This window comes from Pseudomonas sp. R3-52-08, from assembly GCF_003851745.1.
In the GTDB taxonomy this organism is placed as follows: Bacteria; Pseudomonadota; Gammaproteobacteria; order Pseudomonadales; family Pseudomonadaceae; genus Aquipseudomonas.
In genome coordinates, this window is sequence record NZ_CP027730.1 from 4,241,150 (window position 1) to 4,259,368 (window position 18,219).

At 62.4% G+C, this 18,219-nt stretch carries 19 protein-coding genes and 1 riboswitch; of the genes, 5 read left to right on the forward strand and 14 right to left on the reverse strand.

Annotated features, from left to right (window positions below):
* Position 1: 1 nt before the first annotated feature.
* From cobC to cobO, 9 genes are all read right to left on the reverse strand, one after another.
* Positions 2-577 carry an alpha-ribazole phosphatase family protein gene (gene cobC / locus C4J91_RS19475; protein WP_124363816.1) on the reverse strand — a complete coding sequence of 192 codons (576 nt, stop codon included), beginning with the start codon at positions 575-577 and terminating at the stop codon, positions 2-4.
* Positions 574-1,629 carry a nicotinate-nucleotide--dimethylbenzimidazole phosphoribosyltransferase gene (gene cobT, locus C4J91_RS19480; RefSeq protein WP_124363817.1) on the reverse strand — a complete coding sequence of 352 codons (1,056 nt, stop codon included), beginning with the start codon at positions 1,627-1,629 and terminating at the stop codon, positions 574-576. The genes cobC and cobT overlap by 4 nt, the downstream gene beginning before the upstream one ends.
* A complete protein-coding gene (gene cobU, locus C4J91_RS19485) occupies positions 1,626-2,147 on the reverse strand; it encodes a bifunctional adenosylcobinamide kinase/adenosylcobinamide-phosphate guanylyltransferase (protein WP_124363818.1) in 522 nt (173 codons plus the stop codon). Before cobU ends, cobT begins: the two co-directional genes overlap by 4 nt.
* A 148-nt stretch (positions 2,148-2,295) precedes the next feature.
* Positions 2,296-3,747 carry a cobyric acid synthase gene (locus tag C4J91_RS19490; protein WP_124363819.1) on the reverse strand — a complete coding sequence of 484 codons (1,452 nt, stop codon included), beginning with the start codon at positions 3,745-3,747 and terminating at the stop codon, positions 2,296-2,298.
* Positions 3,744-4,733: a threonine-phosphate decarboxylase CobD gene (gene cobD, locus C4J91_RS19495; protein ID WP_124363820.1), complete on the reverse strand. Its 990-nt coding sequence runs from the start codon at positions 4,731-4,733 to the stop codon at positions 3,744-3,746. Before cobD ends, C4J91_RS19490 begins: the two co-directional genes overlap by 4 nt.
* Entirely contained in the window at positions 4,726-5,634 is a 909-nt protein-coding gene (cbiB, locus tag C4J91_RS19500) for an adenosylcobinamide-phosphate synthase CbiB (RefSeq protein ID WP_124363821.1), read from the reverse strand. The genes cobD and cbiB overlap by 8 nt, the downstream gene beginning before the upstream one ends.
* Positions 5,631-6,281 carry a 5,6-dimethylbenzimidazole synthase gene (bluB, locus tag C4J91_RS19505; protein ID WP_124363822.1) on the reverse strand — a complete coding sequence of 217 codons (651 nt, stop codon included), beginning with the start codon at positions 6,279-6,281 and terminating at the stop codon, positions 5,631-5,633. Before bluB ends, cbiB begins: the two co-directional genes overlap by 4 nt.
* A complete protein-coding gene (locus C4J91_RS19510) occupies positions 6,278-7,660 on the reverse strand; it encodes a cobyrinate a,c-diamide synthase (protein WP_124363823.1) in 1,383 nt (460 codons plus the stop codon). Before C4J91_RS19510 ends, bluB begins: the two co-directional genes overlap by 4 nt.
* Positions 7,657-8,268 carry a cob(I)yrinic acid a,c-diamide adenosyltransferase gene (gene cobO, locus C4J91_RS19515; protein WP_124363824.1) on the reverse strand — a complete coding sequence of 204 codons (612 nt, stop codon included), beginning with the start codon at positions 8,266-8,268 and terminating at the stop codon, positions 7,657-7,659. The genes C4J91_RS19510 and cobO overlap by 4 nt, the downstream gene beginning before the upstream one ends.
* A 78-nt stretch (positions 8,269-8,346) precedes the next feature.
* A riboswitch (cobalamin riboswitch) is annotated at positions 8,347-8,608 on the reverse strand.
* A 99-nt stretch (positions 8,609-8,707) separates the two neighbouring features.
* Here cobO and C4J91_RS19520 point away from each other — a divergent pair.
* Positions 8,708-10,021, forward strand: a complete 1,314-nt coding sequence (locus C4J91_RS19520) for a sorbosone dehydrogenase family protein (protein WP_124363825.1) — start codon at positions 8,708-8,710, stop codon at positions 10,019-10,021.
* A 134-nt stretch (positions 10,022-10,155) separates the two neighbouring features.
* Here C4J91_RS19520 and C4J91_RS19525 read toward each other — a convergent pair whose 3' ends face one another.
* The 5 genes from C4J91_RS19525 to C4J91_RS19545 form a co-directional block, all read right to left on the reverse strand.
* A complete protein-coding gene (locus C4J91_RS19525; protein ID WP_124363826.1) occupies positions 10,156-10,695 on the reverse strand; it encodes a C40 family peptidase in 540 nt (179 codons plus the stop codon).
* A gap of 144 nt (positions 10,696-10,839) precedes the next feature.
* Positions 10,840-11,469, reverse strand: a complete 630-nt coding sequence (locus tag C4J91_RS19530; RefSeq protein WP_124363827.1) for a C40 family peptidase — start codon at positions 11,467-11,469, stop codon at positions 10,840-10,842.
* 213 nt (positions 11,470-11,682) lie between these two features.
* The gene (gene hda / locus C4J91_RS19535; RefSeq protein ID WP_124363828.1) at positions 11,683-12,387 is read right to left on the reverse strand and encodes a DnaA regulatory inactivator Hda; all 705 of its coding nucleotides are present in this window, start codon (positions 12,385-12,387) and stop codon (positions 11,683-11,685) included.
* Between the two features lie 205 nt (positions 12,388-12,592).
* Positions 12,593-13,666: an AI-2E family transporter gene (locus C4J91_RS19540; RefSeq protein ID WP_124363829.1), complete on the reverse strand. Its 1,074-nt coding sequence runs from the start codon at positions 13,664-13,666 to the stop codon at positions 12,593-12,595.
* Positions 13,667-13,718: 52 nt separating this feature from the next.
* Positions 13,719-14,759, reverse strand: coding sequence for a DUF2066 domain-containing protein (locus C4J91_RS19545; RefSeq protein WP_124363830.1), 1,041 nt, complete (start codon positions 14,757-14,759; stop codon positions 13,719-13,721).
* A gap of 340 nt (positions 14,760-15,099) precedes the next feature.
* Here C4J91_RS19545 and purM point away from each other — a divergent pair, with 340 nt between their 5' ends.
* From purM to C4J91_RS19565, 4 genes are all read left to right on the forward strand, one after another.
* A complete protein-coding gene (gene purM, locus C4J91_RS19550; protein WP_124363831.1) occupies positions 15,100-16,158 on the forward strand; it encodes a phosphoribosylformylglycinamidine cyclo-ligase in 1,059 nt (352 codons plus the stop codon).
* Entirely contained in the window at positions 16,158-16,808 is a 651-nt protein-coding gene (purN, locus tag C4J91_RS19555; RefSeq protein WP_124363832.1) for a phosphoribosylglycinamide formyltransferase, read from the forward strand. The genes purM and purN overlap by 1 nt, the downstream gene beginning before the upstream one ends.
* 8 nt (positions 16,809-16,816) lie before the next feature.
* Positions 16,817-17,530 (forward strand): DUF3108 domain-containing protein, encoded by a 714-nt coding sequence (locus tag C4J91_RS19560; protein WP_124363833.1) that lies wholly within the window; start codon positions 16,817-16,819, stop codon positions 17,528-17,530.
* Positions 17,531-17,888: 358 nt separating this feature from the next.
* Positions 17,889-18,077 carry a hypothetical protein gene (locus C4J91_RS19565; protein WP_124363834.1) on the forward strand — a complete coding sequence of 63 codons (189 nt, stop codon included), beginning with the start codon at positions 17,889-17,891 and terminating at the stop codon, positions 18,075-18,077.
* The last annotated feature ends 142 nt before the right edge of the window (positions 18,078-18,219 follow it).

Here is an 18,219-nt window from a genome sequence, read left to right on the forward strand (position 1 = left end):
TTCAGGCCCCTTCCTTCAACGTGCCATCGGTGGCCACTTGCAGGCTGAACAGCCCGCCATGACCGACTTCGACATTCAGCAAGTGCTCACGCGGCAGGCCGCGCGCGCGCGCCAATAACAGCCGCATGACGCCACCGTGGCTGATCAACAGCACGCGTTCACCGGCATAGGCCTGCTGTAGACGTAAGACGGCGCCCAGCACCCGGTCGGAAAACGCCGCCACCGGCTCGCCTTCTGGCGGCGTAAAGCGGTAGGGGTCCGCCCAGAACAAGCCCAAGCCCTCGGCGTCGGTTTCCATCAACGCCGCCGCGCTCTGCCCTTCCCAAGCGCCGAAGTGCAGCTCTTGCAGGTCTTTTTCCAGACTGACTGGAAGGTTGAGACGCCCGCCCAATTCCTCAGCAAAGCGCGCACAGCGTTGCAACGGCGAACTGATCAGCCGGTCCCACGGCCCCTGCCCCAGCACGGCGGCGCGCATCTGCTCCCAGCCCCTGGTCGTCAAGGCATCATCCAGGCTGCCGCGCAGGCCGCCGCCCAGCTCGGTTTCACCGTGGCGCAGCAGGTCCAGGCGCAAGGTCATGCAGGGCGATCCGCCACGGCGGCTTCGGCGAACGTCGCCATCTGGCCGTGCAACGCACAGGCCAGGCGCAGCAACGGCACCGCCAGCGCCGCACCGCTGCCTTCGCCCAGGCGCAGGCCCAGGTCCAGCAGCGGCTGTGCGTCGAGACTGTGCAGCACGTGACGATGGCCCGGTTCGGCGCCACGATGGCCGAACACCAGCCAGTCGCGGCAGGCCGGATTCAAGCGCGTGGCCACCAGCGCGGCGACGCTGCAGATAAACCCGTCCACCAGCACCACGATGCCTGCCTGGGCGCAGGCCAGGTAGGCACCGACCAGCGCGGCAATTTCAAAGCCCCCCAGGTTGAACAGCGTCTGCAACGCGTCGTCGCGCTGGGCCGCGTGCAAGCTCACGGCGCGCTCGATGACTGCCGCCTTGTGGCTGACGCCTTGGGCATTCAGCCCCGTGCCCGGACCGGTCAGGTCACTCACCGGGCAATCGAGCAGCGCACACGCCAACGCGCTGGCGGCGGTGGTGTTGCCAATGCCCATTTCACCACCGATAAACAGCTGTGCGCCGTGCTCCAGAGCGCGGCGTGCGCTGTCTCGGCCGGCCTGCAAGGCCTGGCGCCCCTGCACCTGAGTCATCGCCGGGCCATGGACAAAGTTGGCCGTGCCCGCGCCGATATTCAGGTGGCGCACGCCGGGTAGATCCAGGGAGGGCGAGACCGTGCCGAGGTCGACCACTTCCAACTGCGCATCCAGCTGGCGAGCCAATACGCTGATGGCCGCGCCACCGCTGACAAAATTGTGCAGCATCTGCCCGGTCACGGCCTGGGGAAACGCCGACACACCTTCGGCGACCACGCCATGGTCGCCGGCAAAAATCGCAATCCACAGCTGCTCCACCGACGGTTTGACCCGGCCCTGCAACCCGGCCAACTGCACTGCCAGTGCTTCCAACTGGCCGAGCGAACCGGCGGGTTTGGTCAACTGCTGCTGACGCGCCAACGCCTGTGCTTGCGCAGCGGCGTCGATGGCCTTGCAGGGGTTGAGCCACCAGAAATCCGTCATAACGCAGTACCTTTCAAAGTCAGGGGCAGGCCGGCAACCGTCAGCACTACGCGCTGACACCGTTCGGCCAAGGCTTGATGCAGCCAACCGGCTTCATCCACATAACGGCGAGTCAATTCGCCCAGCGGCACGACACCCAGTCCGGTCTCGTTGCTGACAAAAATGATCTGCCCCGGCAGTGCAGCCAGGGTTTCCAGCAACTGGTCGCGCTCCGAAGCAAGGCGCTCGGGATCTTCCAACATCAGCAGATTGGTCAGCCACAAGGTCAGGCAGTCCACCAGCAGGCAACGCTCGGCAGCGGCGTTGTCGCGCAACACCCGCGCCAGTTCGATGGGCTCTTCGATCAGGCCCCAGTGCTCGGGGCGACGCGCACGGTGCAGGGCAACGCGCTGGTTCATCTCAGCGTCCAGCGGCTGGCTGGTGGCGATATACGTCACCGGTAAACCGCTGGCGCCGGCGAGTGTTTCAGCGAGACGGCTTTTGCCCGAACGGGCGCCGCCGAGAATCAATTGATGCATGAGCCACTACCTTTTCCAGTCAGCCGAAAGACTGCCCATTGTGGGAGGGGGCTTGCTCCCGATAAGGGCGCTTCAGACACTGATGCATCGACTGATACACCGTCATCGGGGGCAAGCCCCCTCCCACATTGGCCCTGTGTACATGCCGTCAGAGTCCGCACAAACGACGCAACAATTCAGTGTCCAGATGGTTTTCCACCAGATCCGCCAAGCGCTCGATATCCCGCTCACGCAGGGCGTGATAGTCGACTGCCTGCACGTCCTGCAAACCCGCCCAGCGCAGCAGTGCACTGCACGCCGCCGGTGTCTCGAACAGCCCGTGCAGATAAGTACCGAGAATCTGCCCGTCTGCACTCTGCGCGCCATCACTGCGCCCGTCGTCGAGCCGCACGGCGGCATTCGCCAGCGCCGGGCCGGCCGTCACCCCCGCATGGATCTCATACCCGCTGACCTCGGCATCCTCCAGCAACAAACGCCCGCGCACATTGCGCAATTGCTTCTCTTGCTCAAGCGTCGTGCTGAACGCCAGCAGCCCCAGGCCAACACTGGAGCCGACGGGCCCTTCCAGGCCGAGCGGGTCATGCACCTGCTCGCCGAGCATCTGCAGGCCACCACAAATCCCCAGCACCTTGCCGCCATAGCGCAAATGCCGCGCCACGGCGGTATCCCAGCCATGGGCACGCAAGTACGCCAAATCACTGCGTACACTTTTCGACCCCGGCAGGATGATCAGGTCGGCGGCCGGGATCGGCTGACCCGGCCCGACGAATTGCAGGTTCACCTGGGGATGCAGGCGCAGCGGGTCGAAATCCGTGTGATTGCTGATGCGCGGCAGCACCGGCACCACCACGTTGAGCACCTGGGCGGCCTTGTCGGTCTGGCGCTGGTCGATGCCATCTTCGGCCTCGAGGTGCAGGTCCATCACGTAGGGCAACACGCCCACCACCGGCTTACCGGTACGCGCCTCCAACCAATCCAGCCCCGGTTGCAGCAGCGCGATATCCCCGCGAAACCGGTTGATGATAAAACCCCGGACCCGCGCCTGTTCGCTGGGGGACAACAATTCCAGCGTACCGACCAGATGGGCGAACACCCCGCCGCGATTGATATCGGCGATCAACAGCACCGGGCAATCCACGGCTTCGGCGAAGCCCATATTGGCGATGTCATTGGCGCGCAGGTTGATCTCGGCCGGAGAACCCGCGCCTTCGACCATCACCACCGGATAGGCCTGGCTCAACCGTGTGTGGGAGGCCAGCACCGCCTGCATCGCGATGGCTTTGTAGTCGTGGTAGGCAACCGCGTTCATGCTGGTCACGGCGCGGCCATGGATAATCACTTGGGAACCGGTGTCGCTGTTGGGCTTGAGCAGCACCGGGTTCATGTCGGTGTGGGGCGCCAGGTTGGCGGCCTGCGCCTGGACCGCCTGGGCGCGGCCGATCTCGCCGCCTTCGGCGGTCACTGCGCTGTTGAGCGCCATGTTCTGTGGCTTGAACGGTGCCACTGCAACCCCCTGGCGCACCAGCCAGCGACATAGCGCGGTCACCAGCGTGCTCTTGCCGGCGTCGGAGGTGGTGCCCTGCACCATCAACGTAGTCATGTCGCTTCCTTGTAGGCGGCCAGTGCCGTCTCAAGACGCTGCCAATCGGCCTCGCTGTCGGGCAGACCGAAACGCACGCTGCTGTCGTGAACGAACAGGCGCAGCAGAATGCCGCGCTGGGCCATGAATTCGTGCAAGCGTTCGGCGTGCGGGGTGATCAACCACTGAAACAAGGCGCAGCCACCCTGGGGTTGAAAACCCTGGCGCTCAAGCAGGTCAGACAGGCGCTGGCCGGCCTCGATGCAACGCGTGCGCTGGCGAGCGTGCCCAGCGCTGTCGCGCAGGCATGCCTGGCCGAGTACCCGTGTCGGCCCGCTGACCGCCCAGGGCCCGACCTGTTCGGCGAGCAATTTGAGCAACCGGCGCTCGGCCAGCACAAAGCCCAGGCGCACGCCGGCCAGGCCGAAGAACTTGCCGAATGAGCGCAGCACGATCAAGCCGACTTGCTGGGTGTGGCTGGCCAGGCTCAAGTGCGGCGTCACGTCCATGAAGGCTTCGTCCACCACCAGCCAGCCGCCGCGCTGGGCCAGCCGCGTATGCCAGTCGAGCAGGCGCTCCGGGGCCAGGCTCAAGCCGGTGGGGTTATTCGGATTAACTACCACCAGCACGTCGAGACCGTCGAGAAAGAAATCGACTTCCTGCTCTTGCACTTCGCGCACCACATAACCGGCACGACGCCAGGCTTCGGCGTGTTCGGCGTAGCACGGCGACAGTACGCCGACCTTGCCGGAACGACGCAGGCGCGGCAGCAACTGAATCGCGGCCTGGGAGCCCGGCACCGGCAGCACGTGAGCCGCGCCATAGTAGTCGCTGGCGGCTTTTTCCAGGCCGTCATCGGCTTCCGGTAGCCGTGCCCAGGCGCGCAAGGGAATCTCGGGGATCGGCCACGGCCAGGGCGCCAGGCCACTGGACAAATCGAGCCAATCCGCCTCCGCGATGCCGTATTCAATTGCCGCCTTACGCAGCCGACCACCGTGTTCAAGCATAAAATTGCGCCCCCGCGCACAGAACCAGCAGCCACAACCATACGCCGCGCTGCACCAGTTGCCAGCCTCGGTCGATGGCGTCAGCGTCAGCCGGCGGGCCTTCGCCCAATGGCGGGCGCTGGTGCACCTCGCCGTGATAAATCGCCGCGCCACCCAGTTCGACGCCCAGCGCACCGGCGCCAGCGGCCATCACCGGGCCAGCGTTGGGGCTGTCCCAGGTCGGCCCCTGGGTGCGCCAGCATTTGAGCGCCAGGCGAGTCTTGCCCAGCAACGCGTAGGTCAAGGCCACCAGGCGTGCAGGAATATAGTTGAGCCCATCGTCGATCTTCGCCGCCGCCCAGCCGAAGCGTTCGAAGCGTTCGTTGCGATAGCCCCACATGGCATCAAGGGTATTGCTCAGGCGATAGAGCACCACGCCCGGCACGCCGGCGACTACGAACCAGAACAGCGCGGCGAACACGGCGTCGCTGCCGTTTTCCAGCACCGACTCGGTGGCCGCGCGAGCGACCTCGGTGCGATCCAGCTCGCTGGTCTGGCGGCTGACCAGGTAACTCACGCGCCGGCGCGCCTCTTCCAGGTCATCACTGCGCAGGGCCTGGGCGACCGGAATCACGTGTTCCCCCAGGCTGCGCATGCCCAGGGCGCAGTACAACGCCAGGATTTCCAGCACCCAACCGATGTACGGCGCCCAGGACAATGCGGTGGCCAGCAGGGTCAGCGGCACCACCGCGATAAACCACGCGGTTACGCCATGGCTGCGCCAGCCACGACCGCCTGAATTGAAACGCTGTTCGATGCGCCCGGCAAAATTGCCGAACGCCACCAGCGGATGCCAGCGCCTGGGCTCGCCCAGCAGCGCATCCAGCGCCACTGCGGCAACACACAGCAAGGCCACACTCATTGACTCACTCCCCACAGGTTTTCGTACAGCATGTCACTCAATGGCCGCGGCTCAGTCCAGCCTTCGAGCTGCAACATCGGTGCCGGATAGAACTCGGCGACCGGTCCCAGGCACAGCACCGCCAGGGGTTTGGCGCCCGCCGGCAAACCCAGCAGGTCGGCCAGGGCCTGGGGTTCGAACAGCGACACCCAGCCCATGCCCAACCCCTCGACGCGGGCCGCCAGCCACAGGTTCTGGATCGCGCAGGACAACGACGCCATGTCCATTTCCGGCAAGGTGCGACGGCCGAAGATGTGCCGCTCGCGATCGTCCATCAGCGCTGCCACCAGCACTTCGGCGCAGTCGTGGATGCCTTCGACCTTGAGCTTCATGAAGTCATCGGAGCGCTCGCCCAAGGCCTCGGCGGTGCGCAGGCGCTCTTCTTCGACCAGTTGTTGAATGCGCCCTCTTAATTGACGGTCGCTGATACGGATAAAGCGCCACGGTTGCATCAGGCCGACGCTGGGTGCCTGGTGGGCAGCCTGGAGCAGGCGCTGCAATAACTCAGGCGCGACGCTGCCACCGCTGAAGTGGCGCATGTCGCGGCGTTCGGCGATGGCGCGGTAGACGGCTTGGCGGTCGGCCTCGGGGAAGGCGTTGTCGGTCATGGCGTCATCGGGGGCAAGCCCCCTCCCACAGGGGAATGCATTTCAAGGGTGGGAGGGGGCTTGCCCCCGATAGCGGCTTCAAGGCCTGGCACAAAAAGTGCGGCCACCGCCGCCGGGTTCGACGGAAAGTAAAAGTGTACATAGGACGCGGTCATCCGCCCCTGCCGATAGACCGCCTCAGCCCCGCGCCCACCATTGGGGCTCATGCCACGGGCGATCGGCTCGCATGCGGTGCTGGTCAGGGAATGGTGATAGGTGTGCCCGCGCAATGTGCCTTCGGGCAACTCGACGCTTTGCAGCGCCAGCGCTGCCAATTTCTTTTGCATCACTGCATCGCCCTGCAGCAGGCCGAGCAGTTCGGCGCGGTTGCCGTCGACATCGGTAAGCGAGTCCAGCAGGTACAGCATGCCGCCGCATTCGGCGAGCAAGGGCTTGCCGGCTACATGATGAGCGCGGATGGCGGCGAGCATCGGTGTGTTTTGCGACAGGGCCCGGTGATGCAGCTCCGGGTAACCGCCGGGTAGATAGAGGCTGTCGGCTTCAGGCAATGCGCCGTCATGGATCGGTGAAAAGAAACGCAACTCGGCGCCCATCGCGCGCAACAAGTCGAGGCTGGCACCGTAGGTAAACGCGAAGGCTTCGTCACGGGCCACCGCAATGCGTACCCCGGCGAGCAACGGCTCGGCGGTGATCACCTGCGGCGCGGCAAATGTCACCGGTGGCGGCACGGCGACTTCGCAACTGCTGCCCAACGCTTGGGCGGCAGCGTCCAGACGCAGGTCGAGGTCATTGAGTTCGCTGGCTTGCACCAGGCCCAGGTGACGGCTGGGCAATTCGATACCGGTTTCACGCGACAGCGCGCCGTACCAGCGCAATCCCTCGGTGAGGCTGCCTTCCAGCAACTGCGCATGGCGCAGCGTGCCGACGCGGTTGGCGAGTACGCCGGCGAATGGCAGGTCCGGCTGGTAGCGCGCCAGGCCCAACGCGAGGGCGCCAAAGGTCTGCGCCATGGCCGTGCCGTCGATCACTGCCAGCACCGGCACGCCGAAATGCCGCGCCAGGTCGGCGCTTGACGGGGTGCCGTCGAACAGGCCCATTACGCCTTCGATCAGGATCAGGTCGGCCTCCCCCGCTGCTTCCCACAACAAACGACGACTTTCCTGCTCGCCCACCATCCACATATCCAATTGATACACCGGCGCGCCGCTGGCGCGTTCGTGAATCATCGGGTCAAGGAAGTCCGGCCCGCATTTGAATACACGCACCTTGCGCCCCAGGTTGCGGTGCAAACGCGCCAACGCGGCGGTGACGGTGGTTTTGCCCTGGCCGGACGCCGGTGCGGCGATCAAGACGGCCGGGCAATGACGGGGCTGATTCAAAGTTCGACGCCTTTCTGTGCCTTGATACCGGCCTGGAACGCGTGCTTGAGCATCCCCATTTCGGTGACGGTGTCACCCATTTCGATCAGCTCAGGCTTGGCGCCACGGCCGGTAACCACCACGTGCTGCATCGGCGGGCGCGCCTGCAGGTCGCCGAGCACCTGGTCGAGGTCAAGGTAGCCGTGCTTGAGGGCGATGTTCAGTTCGTCGAGCACGACCAAGCCGATGGAAGGGTCATTGAGCATCGCCCGGGATACCGCCCAGGCTGCTTCGGCGGCGGCGATATCGCGCTGGCGATCCTGGGTTTCCCAGGTGAAGCCTTCGCCCATCACATGAAAGCGGACCTGCTCGGGGAAGCGGCGGAAAAACAACTCTTCGCCGGTACTGTTGCGCCCCTTGATGAACTGCACCACGCCGCACTGCATGCCATGCCCCATGGCCCGGGCCAACATGCCGAAGGCCGAACTGCTTTTGCCCTTGCCGTTGCCGGTCAGCACCAGCAGCAAACCGCATTCATTGGGCGAGTTGGCGATGCGTTCATCGATCACGGCTTTTTTGCGCAGCATGCGCGCCAGGTGGCGTTCGTCGCGGTCGGGGGTATCGGTCATGGCAGCTCTCCGTTGGGGCTGGACAAAAACGGCGGGCAGGAAAAAGGAAAAACAGACAGCCAAGCATCGCCCACCGTGATGCTGTTGGATGTTTCAGGCCGGTCTCCGGGCTCATGAGTGGCGCCCTACCTTTTGTAAAAAAAGGTAGGGCATACCAACGGCGCGCCTTCCCATATCGCCTGCGATACAGTGGCCAACAGCACCGTCTTGACTCATTTACCGTTGCGGGGGCAGCGCCGGAATTGCGGCGGCACTGTGTACAAGTGCGCTCACTCACCGGCTTCCCTGTTTCACTCTGTCGACGCATACGCCACAGAGCACCTGGAACAAGCCGCGAAGGTTAGTGGGTTGGGGGTGGAGCGTCAATTAAAGCTGGCCCTGTACTTGAACCATCAAGGTGATGTGCTTCTCTACCCTTACAGGTATTCAGGAGAACACCATGCACAAAACCAGACTTGCCTTACTGATCATGCTCGCCGGCACCCTCGCCGCCTGTGGAGAAAGCTCTACCCTGCAGGTAGCCGACGGCACCGGGCCCTCGCCCAGGTTGCCGGAACCGAACAAGACGCTGATCCCCACCGTGAACATCGCGCCGGCTGTCGGTTGGCCCGACGGCGCCAAGCCAACGGCCGCTGCCGGCACCCAGGTCACCGCATTCGCCGAGGGCCTGGAGCATCCGCGCTGGCTCTATGTGCTGCCCAACGGCGACATCCTGGTGGCCGAGACCAATGCACCGCCCAAGCCCGATGACGCCAAAGGCGTGCGCGGCTGGGTCATGGAGAAAGTCATGGGCCGCGCGGGCGCAGGTGTGCCGAGCCCGAACCGCATCACCCTGCTGCGCGATGCCGATCACGACGGCGTCGCCGAAACGCGCACGGTGTTCCTGGAAAACCTCAACTCGCCCTTCGGCATGGCTCTGGTCGGCAACGACCTGTACGTGGCGGACTCCGACAAGTTGCTGCGTTTCCCCTATCAACCTGGGGAGACCGCGATCAAGGCGGCCGGCACCAAAGTCGTCGATTTGCCGGGTGGCAGCCTCAACCATCACTGGACTAAAAACGTGATCGCCAGCCAGGATGGCAGCAAGCTGTATGTCAGCGTCGGCTCCAACAGCAACGTCGGCGAGAATGGCCTGGAAGCCGAAGAAGGCCGGGCGGCGATCTGGGAAGTGGACCGCGCCACGGGCCAGCATCGTATTTTCGCCTCAGGCCTGCGCAACCCCAATGGCATGGCGTGGGAGCCACAGAGCGGCAAATTGTGGACGGCGGTGAACGAGCGCGATGAAATCGGCAGTGACCTGGTGCCGGACTACATCACCTCGGTCAAGGACGGCGCATTCTATGGCTGGCCGTTCAGCTATTACGGGCAGCATGTGGATGTGCGCGTCACCCCGCAGAACCCGCAACTGGTTGCCAAGGCCATTGCGCCGGACTATGCGGTCGGCCCGCATACCGCGTCGCTGGGGCTGACATTCGCGCAGGGCAATACACTCCCGGCGCAGTTCAGCAACGGTGCGTTCATCGGCCAGCATGGTTCATGGAACCGCAAGCCGCACAGTGGCTATAAGGTGATCTTCGTGCCGTTCGAGGGCGGGCAGCCGAAAGGCAAGCCGGTGGATGTGCTGACCGGGTTCCTCGATAAAGATGAGAACGCCATGGGCCGGCCGGTGGGCGTGGTGATCGATCAGCAAGGGGATTTGCTGGTGGCCGATGATGTGGGGAATAAGGTGTGGCGGGTGTCTGCGGTCAAGTAGACCCTCTCAAGCACACCACAAAACAATGTGGGAGGGGGCTTGCTCCCGATAGCAGTGTGTCAGCCACTGGAGATAGTGACTGATACACCGCTATCGGGAGCAAGCCCCCTCCCACATTTGGTTTGGTGTTTGATTCAGGGATTGCGCGCCAAGTTTGCCGGCAACACGCGCTTGGCACTCAGGTAAGCATTCTGCCAATACGCCTTCGACAACGTATCCAGCTTCACCGTACCGCCAGTCTGCGGAGCGTGCACAAAACGGCCCTCACCCACGTAGATGCCGGCGTGGCTCACCCGCGAACCACCACCGGTGGCGAAGAACAGCAGGTCACCGGTTTGCAGGTTCTGCTCGCTGACGTCCTGGGCACGCATCACGATCAACTCGCGGGTAGTGCGCGGCAAGGTGATACCGGCTGCGTCGCGGTAGACAAAGCCAATCAGGCCGCTGCAATCAAAGCCCGAGTCCGGCGTGTTGCCGCCCCAGCGATACGGCGTGCCCACCAGGCCCAGCGCGCGAAAGAGCACGTCTTCGGCGGCAGGGGAGAAATTCTGGGTGGAATAGTTGAACACCGGCTTAGGCTTGACGGCTACAGGAGCAGGCGGCGGTGGACGGCTTGCGCAGGCGCTGAGGAGCGCGGCGCAAACGAGAAGAAAGAGGCGGGCCGAGGTCGACATGGGCAGAACAATCCTGGTCTGGATGCGGCTTTTGCTGCCGAACGCTGAAAACCAGAACGCGCAAGCAAAGCTCGCGCGAACGGATTACAACAATGTCCAGGGATTCTAGCGCTTACACGTCAAACTTCAAGTATCACTTTAACTTTACTTACTGGCGGTAACCGTAGACGGGGCCATGGCGAGTGCACGCTTGGCTTCGATGAAGGTTTTGCTCCAGTAGCTGTCACCCAAGTTATCGACCCGCACCCCACCGCTACGACGGCTGCTGGAGTGGATAAACTGGTTATCGCCCAGGTAGATACCGGCGTGGCTGACACGACCGCGACCGGCTGTACTAAAGAAAAGCAGATCACCGGGCTTGAGGTTGTTGCGTGCGACCAACGGTGCTTTCACGTTGATCATTTCGCGGGTGGAGCGCGGCAGATTCATGCCAGCTTCTTCACGAAACAGGTAACCGATAAAACCGCTGCAATCGAAACCGGCTTCGGAGGTACCGCCGAAACGGTAGCGGGTACCGATCAGGGACATGCCGCGTTCGAGAATGCTGTCGGCCAGAACGGGAAGCTGATAAGGCTTGCTGCCGGAGAAGTCGGCCAGCTCTTTTTCGGTTGCCAGCTCTTCTTCATAAACAGAAGCAGACTGTGCAGCAACGAATTTAGCCTGATTTTGAACCTGTGGTTTGGGCTGTTCTGCCACCTGCTGAGGGTGGGAGGCGCAACCAAACAACAGGGTAACGAGTGCGAGAGGCACGAGGGGTGCGAAGCGATTTAGCATGGGCACGACCGTGGCTGATGTGTAAAGAAGGCGAGACTATGCCTTCTATCACATCGATTTGCAAATTCAATCGAACTCTTTGTGACTTCCTGTTTGGACCACGCCATCTAAGCCGTTAATCCCAGAGACCTGCCCTGTGCGTGGCCAAACCGGCCAAAACGCAGGTTTTCTGACGCCTGGAATTTGCCGAAGCCCTGAAAACACAAGGCTTGGCTACCAGCCTAGGGTTTCTTTGAGGAAGGGAATGGTGAGCTTGCGCTGGGCCTGCAACGAGGCCTGATCGAGCTGTTCGAGCAACTCGAACAGCGCGCTCATGCTGCGCGTGCCACGGGTGAGGATAAAGTGCCCGACCTCGTCGGTCAGGTGCAGGCCGCGCCGCGAGGCGCGCAGTTGCAGGGCACGGAGTTTGTCTTCGTCGGACAAGGGCCGCATCTGGAAGATCAACGCCAGCGTCAGCCGCGACTTGAGGTCGGCCAGCTTCACCGGCAGTTCACGCGGCGACGTAGACGCGGCGATCAACAGGCGGCGGCCACTGTCACGCAAGCGGTTGAACAGATGAAACAGCGCCTCTTCCCAGTCCGCCTTGCCCGCAATGGCCTGCAAATCGTCCAGACACACCAGTTCGTACTGTTCGAGGTTGTCGAAGATCCCCACACCATGGTCCATCAGCTCAGCCAACGGCAGGTAAACCGCCGGCTCGCCCATCTGCTCGAAACGCAGGCACGCGGCCTGCAGCAAGTGGGTACGCCCGACGCCATGCTTGCCCCACAGATAGATCAGGCTTTCAGTCCACCCGGCGTCGGCTTCGCAGAGGCGCTCGACATAGCCGAGTGCAGCGGCATTGGCGCCTGGGTAGTAGTTGATAAAGGTAGCGTCGTCACGCAGACGCACACCTAGGGGCAGCTGAATCGGTTTCATGCTGACTGAACGGCTCCCATCGAACCGTGAGTGGCCTCTGTGTAAAGTTTGCAAAGTTTATACGCGTGGCGCCGGGCGCACAATGCAGCAGACCATAAGCAAAATCAAAGGTTTGCGTTAACCTGTTGGTTTTGCGCGAATTGTTTGACGCGCCCGCCACATTAAACAACAAACCCGGCGATGCGCCGGGTTTGTGATGCCACGATTACAGATCGGGATCTTCAACGCCCGTGTACACATCCGAATCCTTGTACACATCGTGAACATGCCGCACCAGCACCATGATCACCGCCGCCACCGGCAGCGCCAGCAGGATGCCGGTAAAGCCGAATAGCTCACCGCCCGCCAGGATCGCAAAGATCACCGCCACGGGATGCAGGCCGATGCGGTCCCCCACCAGCAGCGGGGTCAATACCATGCCTTCCAGCGCCTGGCCGACCATGAACACCGCGACGATGCCCAGCATCGGATACAGGTCGCCGCCAAACTGGAACAGCCCCGCCACCAGCGCCGCGCCGATGCCGATCACGAAGCCCATGTAGGGCACGATCGCGGCCAGGCCGGCGATCAGGCCGATCAACAGGCCCAGCTCAAGGCCGATCGCCATCAAGCCGGCGGCATAAATGATGCCCAGCGCCAGCATCACCAGCAGTTGCCCGCGCACGAACGCCCCCAGTACCTCATGGCACTCGCCCGCCAGGGACACGATGCGCTCCTCGCGGTCGCGCGGCAGCAGGCTGCGGATCTTGGCCATCATGATGTCCCAGTCCCGCAGCAGGTAGAACGCCACCACCGGGATCAGCACCAGGTTGGTCAGCCAGCCGATCAGCGCAAGGCTGGAAGCGGTGGCCTGGCTGAGCACCATACTGACGATATCGGTGGTCTTGTCCATGTGTTCGCTGATCGCGGCCTTGACCTTGTCGAACTTCCAGAACCCGTCCGACAGCCCAAGCTTGGCCTGGGCCCATGGCATCGCCGTGTGCTGCAACCAGTCGAGCATCTGCGGCGCCAGTTCGTAAAGTCGATACAGCTGCTTGGCCAGCATCGGCACCAGCACCAACACCAGCGCGGTGATGATCAGGGTGAACAAGGCAAACACCGCGATCACGCCCCAGGTGCGCGACAGGCCGGCCTTCTCCAGGCGATCCACCACCGGATCGAACAGATAGGCGAGCAGCAACGCCACCAGAAATGGCGTCAGGATCGAATGCAGCAAGAACACAAAAACGCACAGCAGGACAATCCCGCCAAGCCACACCCAACGACGCGTATCCGCCATGAACCACTTCCTCTGTTATTTGCTTGCCGCTTCTATATAGAAGCCAGGCCACTTACCAACGAAAACGTAACTGCGCCTGGGGCTCAGGCGCGGCAGCCGGTTGTGCGCCATCGGCCGGCGGTTGCGGGGCGGAGGCTTCACCTGCCGGCACTTCCTGTAACTTGGCCAGGCTCAACTGGGTGCGTAACTGATCGGCGCTGCCGTTGACGCGATACACAATACGAGTGCCGTCTACCCGCTGCGGCTGACCACCAAAGGGCTCGAGCAAACGACCCAGGACGGCATAGCGCTCCAGGTTCATGCCCTGCACCTCCAGCAACTGTTCGGCGCTGACCCCCGGCTTGACCGCAAAGCGCGGCGCGAGCTTCTCGCTGACGGCGAGTAACACGGCATCAGCCACCGCGCCAGTGTCAGCGCCCTGGACGCTGCCCTGCTCGGTCTTGTCACCCAGCCACAGGCGCCATTTGGCCTGCCACTGGTTGCCCTCCTGGCGCGCATGCACCGCCAATAACGCATCGGCGCCGTAGCGCTCGGAGGCGGCGCGCAGCGGCGTGGCGTCGGCACTTTCCAGGTTCGGCGCGGTGGCGACCACCTGTTCGTCCAGGTCACCCAGCGGCAGGCGCAACGGCAAGCCTCGGTGCTGGGCCGCCCGGCGCAGCGCTTGAGCCACCGCCTGGCCGTCGCCGACCAGGCTGCTGCCTTCGGTAGAGTCGTTCAGCCACCAGCCGAGGATCGAGGGCCGATTGCTGCCCCAGATCGCCAGGCCAGCATCACGCAGGGCGCGATCGGTGCTGACCGGGTCAAAATCCACCTGCAGGCTTTCCGGCGGGCCGGCGTCGTAGCCGTACTGGCTGATGATTTGTTGCGGGTCCTTGCGGATCGCCGCCAGGCCTGGGCCCTCGGCGGCCTTGGCATCGCCGGTCAGGCGAATGACCAGGGTTTGCACAGCGCGCTGGGTGGCCTGGTCACGCTCCTGAGGTGACTGGCTGCTGACCGGTTCGAGGACTTGATAGAGGCCATTGAGGGTTTCGGCATGACTCGCCAGGCTGACCAACGACAAACAGCCTACAAAAAAGAATTTACACAGACGCATGGAAGATTCCCGAACGACAAATTTAGCGGCTGGAACAGACCGCGTGATCTCGGTTTGGCAAGGCTGTGACACAGCGACCGGTAAAACATTCACGGGTCTCGGTAAGTTTTCATACTGTCATAACGATAGCGGATTCAAGGCTATACCTTAATACGGTGCATTACCGGGCCGATTCGGTTTTTTTTAGACTCATATGCCCTGCCCGTCGGCCCGAGGATGGCCGCTGCCCCTCAAGCCTGATAAAATCGCGCGCCTTCGCAGACCGTCAACGGCTGGGCCTTCGCCAAAAGTGCCTGCCCGCTCGGTCGTTACCCAGAAATCCCCCTTAAAGGCCTGGATCATGAGCAAGCAACCCTCCCTGAGCTACAAGGACGCCGGTGTAGACATCGACGCCGGTGAAGCATTGGTCGAACGCATCAAGAGCGTCGCCAAGCGCACTGCGCGCCCCGAAGTCATGGGTGGCCTGGGCGGTTTTGGCGCCCTCTGCGAAATCCCGGCCGGCTACAAGCAGCCTGTACTGGTTTCCGGCACCGACGGCGTAGGCACCAAGCTGCGCCTGGCACTGAACCTGAACAAGCACGACAGCATCGGCATCGACCTGGTTGCCATGTGCGTCAACGACCTGGTGGTGTGCGGCGCCGAGCCGTTGTTCTTCCTCGACTACTACGCCACCGGCAAACTCAATGTCGAGACCGCGACCCAAGTGGTCACCGGCATCGGCGCCGGCTGCGAACTGTCGGGTTGCTCCCTGGTCGGCGGCGAAACCGCTGAAATGCCAGGCATGTACGAAGGCGAAGACTACGACCTGGCCGGTTTCTGCGTCGGCGTGGTGGAAAAATCCGAAATCATCGACGGCTCCAAAGTCGCTGCCGGCGATGCCTTGCTCGCTCTGCCATCGTCCGGCCCGCACTCCAACGGCTACTCGCTGATCCGCAAGATCATCGAAGTGTCCGGCGCCGATATCGAGAACATCCAGCTCGACGGCAAGCCACTGACCGACCTGCTGATGGCCCCGACGCGCATCTACGTCAAGCCACTGCTCAAGCTGATCAAGGACACCGGCGCCGTCAAGGCCATGGCCCACATTACCGGCGGCGGCCTGCTGGACAACATCCCGCGCGTGCTGCCAAAAGGCGCCCAGGCGATTGTCGACGTGGCCAGCTGGCAGCGCCCTGCGGTCTTCGACTGGCTGCAAGAGAAAGGCAACGTCAACGAAACCGAAATGCACCGCGTGCTGAACTGCGGCGTGGGCATGGTGATCTGCGTGGCGCAGGAGCACGTTGAAACCGCGCTGAACGTACTGCGCGAAGCCGGCGAGCAGCCTTGGGTCATCGGCCAGATCGCCAGCGCTGCCGAAGGCGCGGCCCAGGTTGAACTGAAGAACCTTAAGGCGCATTGATGCCTGTCACCTGTGATGTCGTGGTGCTGCTTTCCGGCACCGGCAGTAATTTGCAGGCCCTGATCGACAGCACGCACACCGGCGACAGCCCGGTGCGCATCGCTGCGGTAATTTCCAACCGCAGCGATGCCTACGGCCTGCAACGCGCCAGGGACGCGGGTATCGAGACCCGCTCGCTGGATCACAAGGCGTTCGACGGTCGCGAGGCCTTCGACCGCGCCTTGATCGAACTGATCGACACCTTCAACCCCAAGCTCGTCGTACTTGCCGGCTTCATGCGCATCCTCAGCGCTGATTTCGTGCGGCATTACGAAGGGCGCCTGCTCAATATCCACCCTTCCCTGCTGCCCAAGTACAAAGGCCTGCACACCCATCAACGCGCCCTCGATGCCGGCGACCGCGAGCATGGCTGCAGCGTGCACTTTGTCACCGAGGAACTCGATGGCGGGCCTCTGGTCGTACAGGCAGTGGTTCCGGTAGAGTCGGATGACTCTGCGCAGACGCTTGCGCAACGGGTTCATACCCAGGAACACAGGATTTACCCGTTGGCTGTTCGCTGGTTTGCCGAGGGTCGGTTGATTCTTGGTGAACAGGGTGCATTATTGGATGGTCAGTTACTCGCGGCCAGCGGCCACTTGATTCGAACCTAGGAGATTTTATGCGTCGCGCCCTGCTCTTCGCTTTTGCGCTGTTCGCTCTGCCTGCCGTGCAAGCGGCGGACCTTCACCCCTTCTCCGTCAGCTACACCGCCGACTGGAAACAACTGCCCATGAGTGGCTCGGCTGAACGCAGCCTGACCAAGAACGGCGACGGCACCTGGACCTTGAACTTCAAGGCCTCGATGATGATTGCCAGCTTGACCGAAACCAGCGTGATCCTGTTCGACAAGGACACCCTGCAACCCAAGAGCTACAGCTTCGAGCGCGGCGGTTTGGGCAAGGCGAAGAAGATCAACCTGGATTTCGATCAGGCGACCAAGAAGATCACCGGCTTTGAAAACAAGGACCCGGTTAACGTCACCCTCGAAAGCGGCATGCTCGACAAGTCCACCTATCAACTCGCCCTTCAGCGCGATGTGGCTGCCGGCAAGAAAAGCATGAGCTACCGAGTGGCCGAAGGTACGGATGTGGATACCTATGACTTCCGCGTCATGGGCCCGGAAAAAGTCCAGACCAAGGTAGGCTCCATCGACGCGATCAAGGTTGAACGCGTGCGTGATCCATCCCAGAGCAAGCGCATCACGCAGATGTGGTTTGCCAAGGACCAGGGCGGCATTCTGGTTGCCTTGCGCCAGGTTGAAACGGATGGCAAGGAATACAACATCATGCTGCAGGATGGCACCGTTGACGGTAAGGCTGTCAAAGGGAGCTGATTGCCCTGATGAGTTAAAAAGAGCCTCGCTGAATGCGGGGCTTTTTTTCGCCCGGATTTTTTGCGTTGAAAGCTCTACCGCCATCGGGAGCAAGCCCCCTCCCACACTTGGAATGCATTCCAAATGTGGGAGGGGGCTTGCTCCCGATGGCGTCAGTAGGTTGCCCCCAACATGAAACTTTTGTCATTTAAGTCATGCCACCAGCACCAAACGCCACGGTTTACACGGCCTGCGGGAATGTTGCGTTTCCTGCAATGAATTGTTGCGCGCAAAATCGGTTTACTTAGCAAGCTAACAAACCATATAACAAAGGCCTGCGACGACTTGCCGCAGATCAACCAGAGATTGGAGCAAGCAGATGACTGTAAAAGTAACTGAACGCGACGATGAACATATGTCCCATGAAGCGGTAGGCCACGGGATTCACATCTGGGACGTACATCAACAAGATTTGCTGGTCGGCATGTTTCACAACGAGAGCGATGCCCACAATTATAAAAACGAACTTGAATCGCTTGAAATGAGACGCCAGGCAGAAGGCTCCTGAAACCCTGAAATCGCGTAGACGCCCCGGCCCACGCAGCCAGGGCCGCCTACAAACAGAAACCCCGCCTTTTGAGCGGGGTTCTTCGTTTTCTAAAGTGGCCGTTTTCCTAAAACGTAACAACAAATAGACAATTGGTAATGAT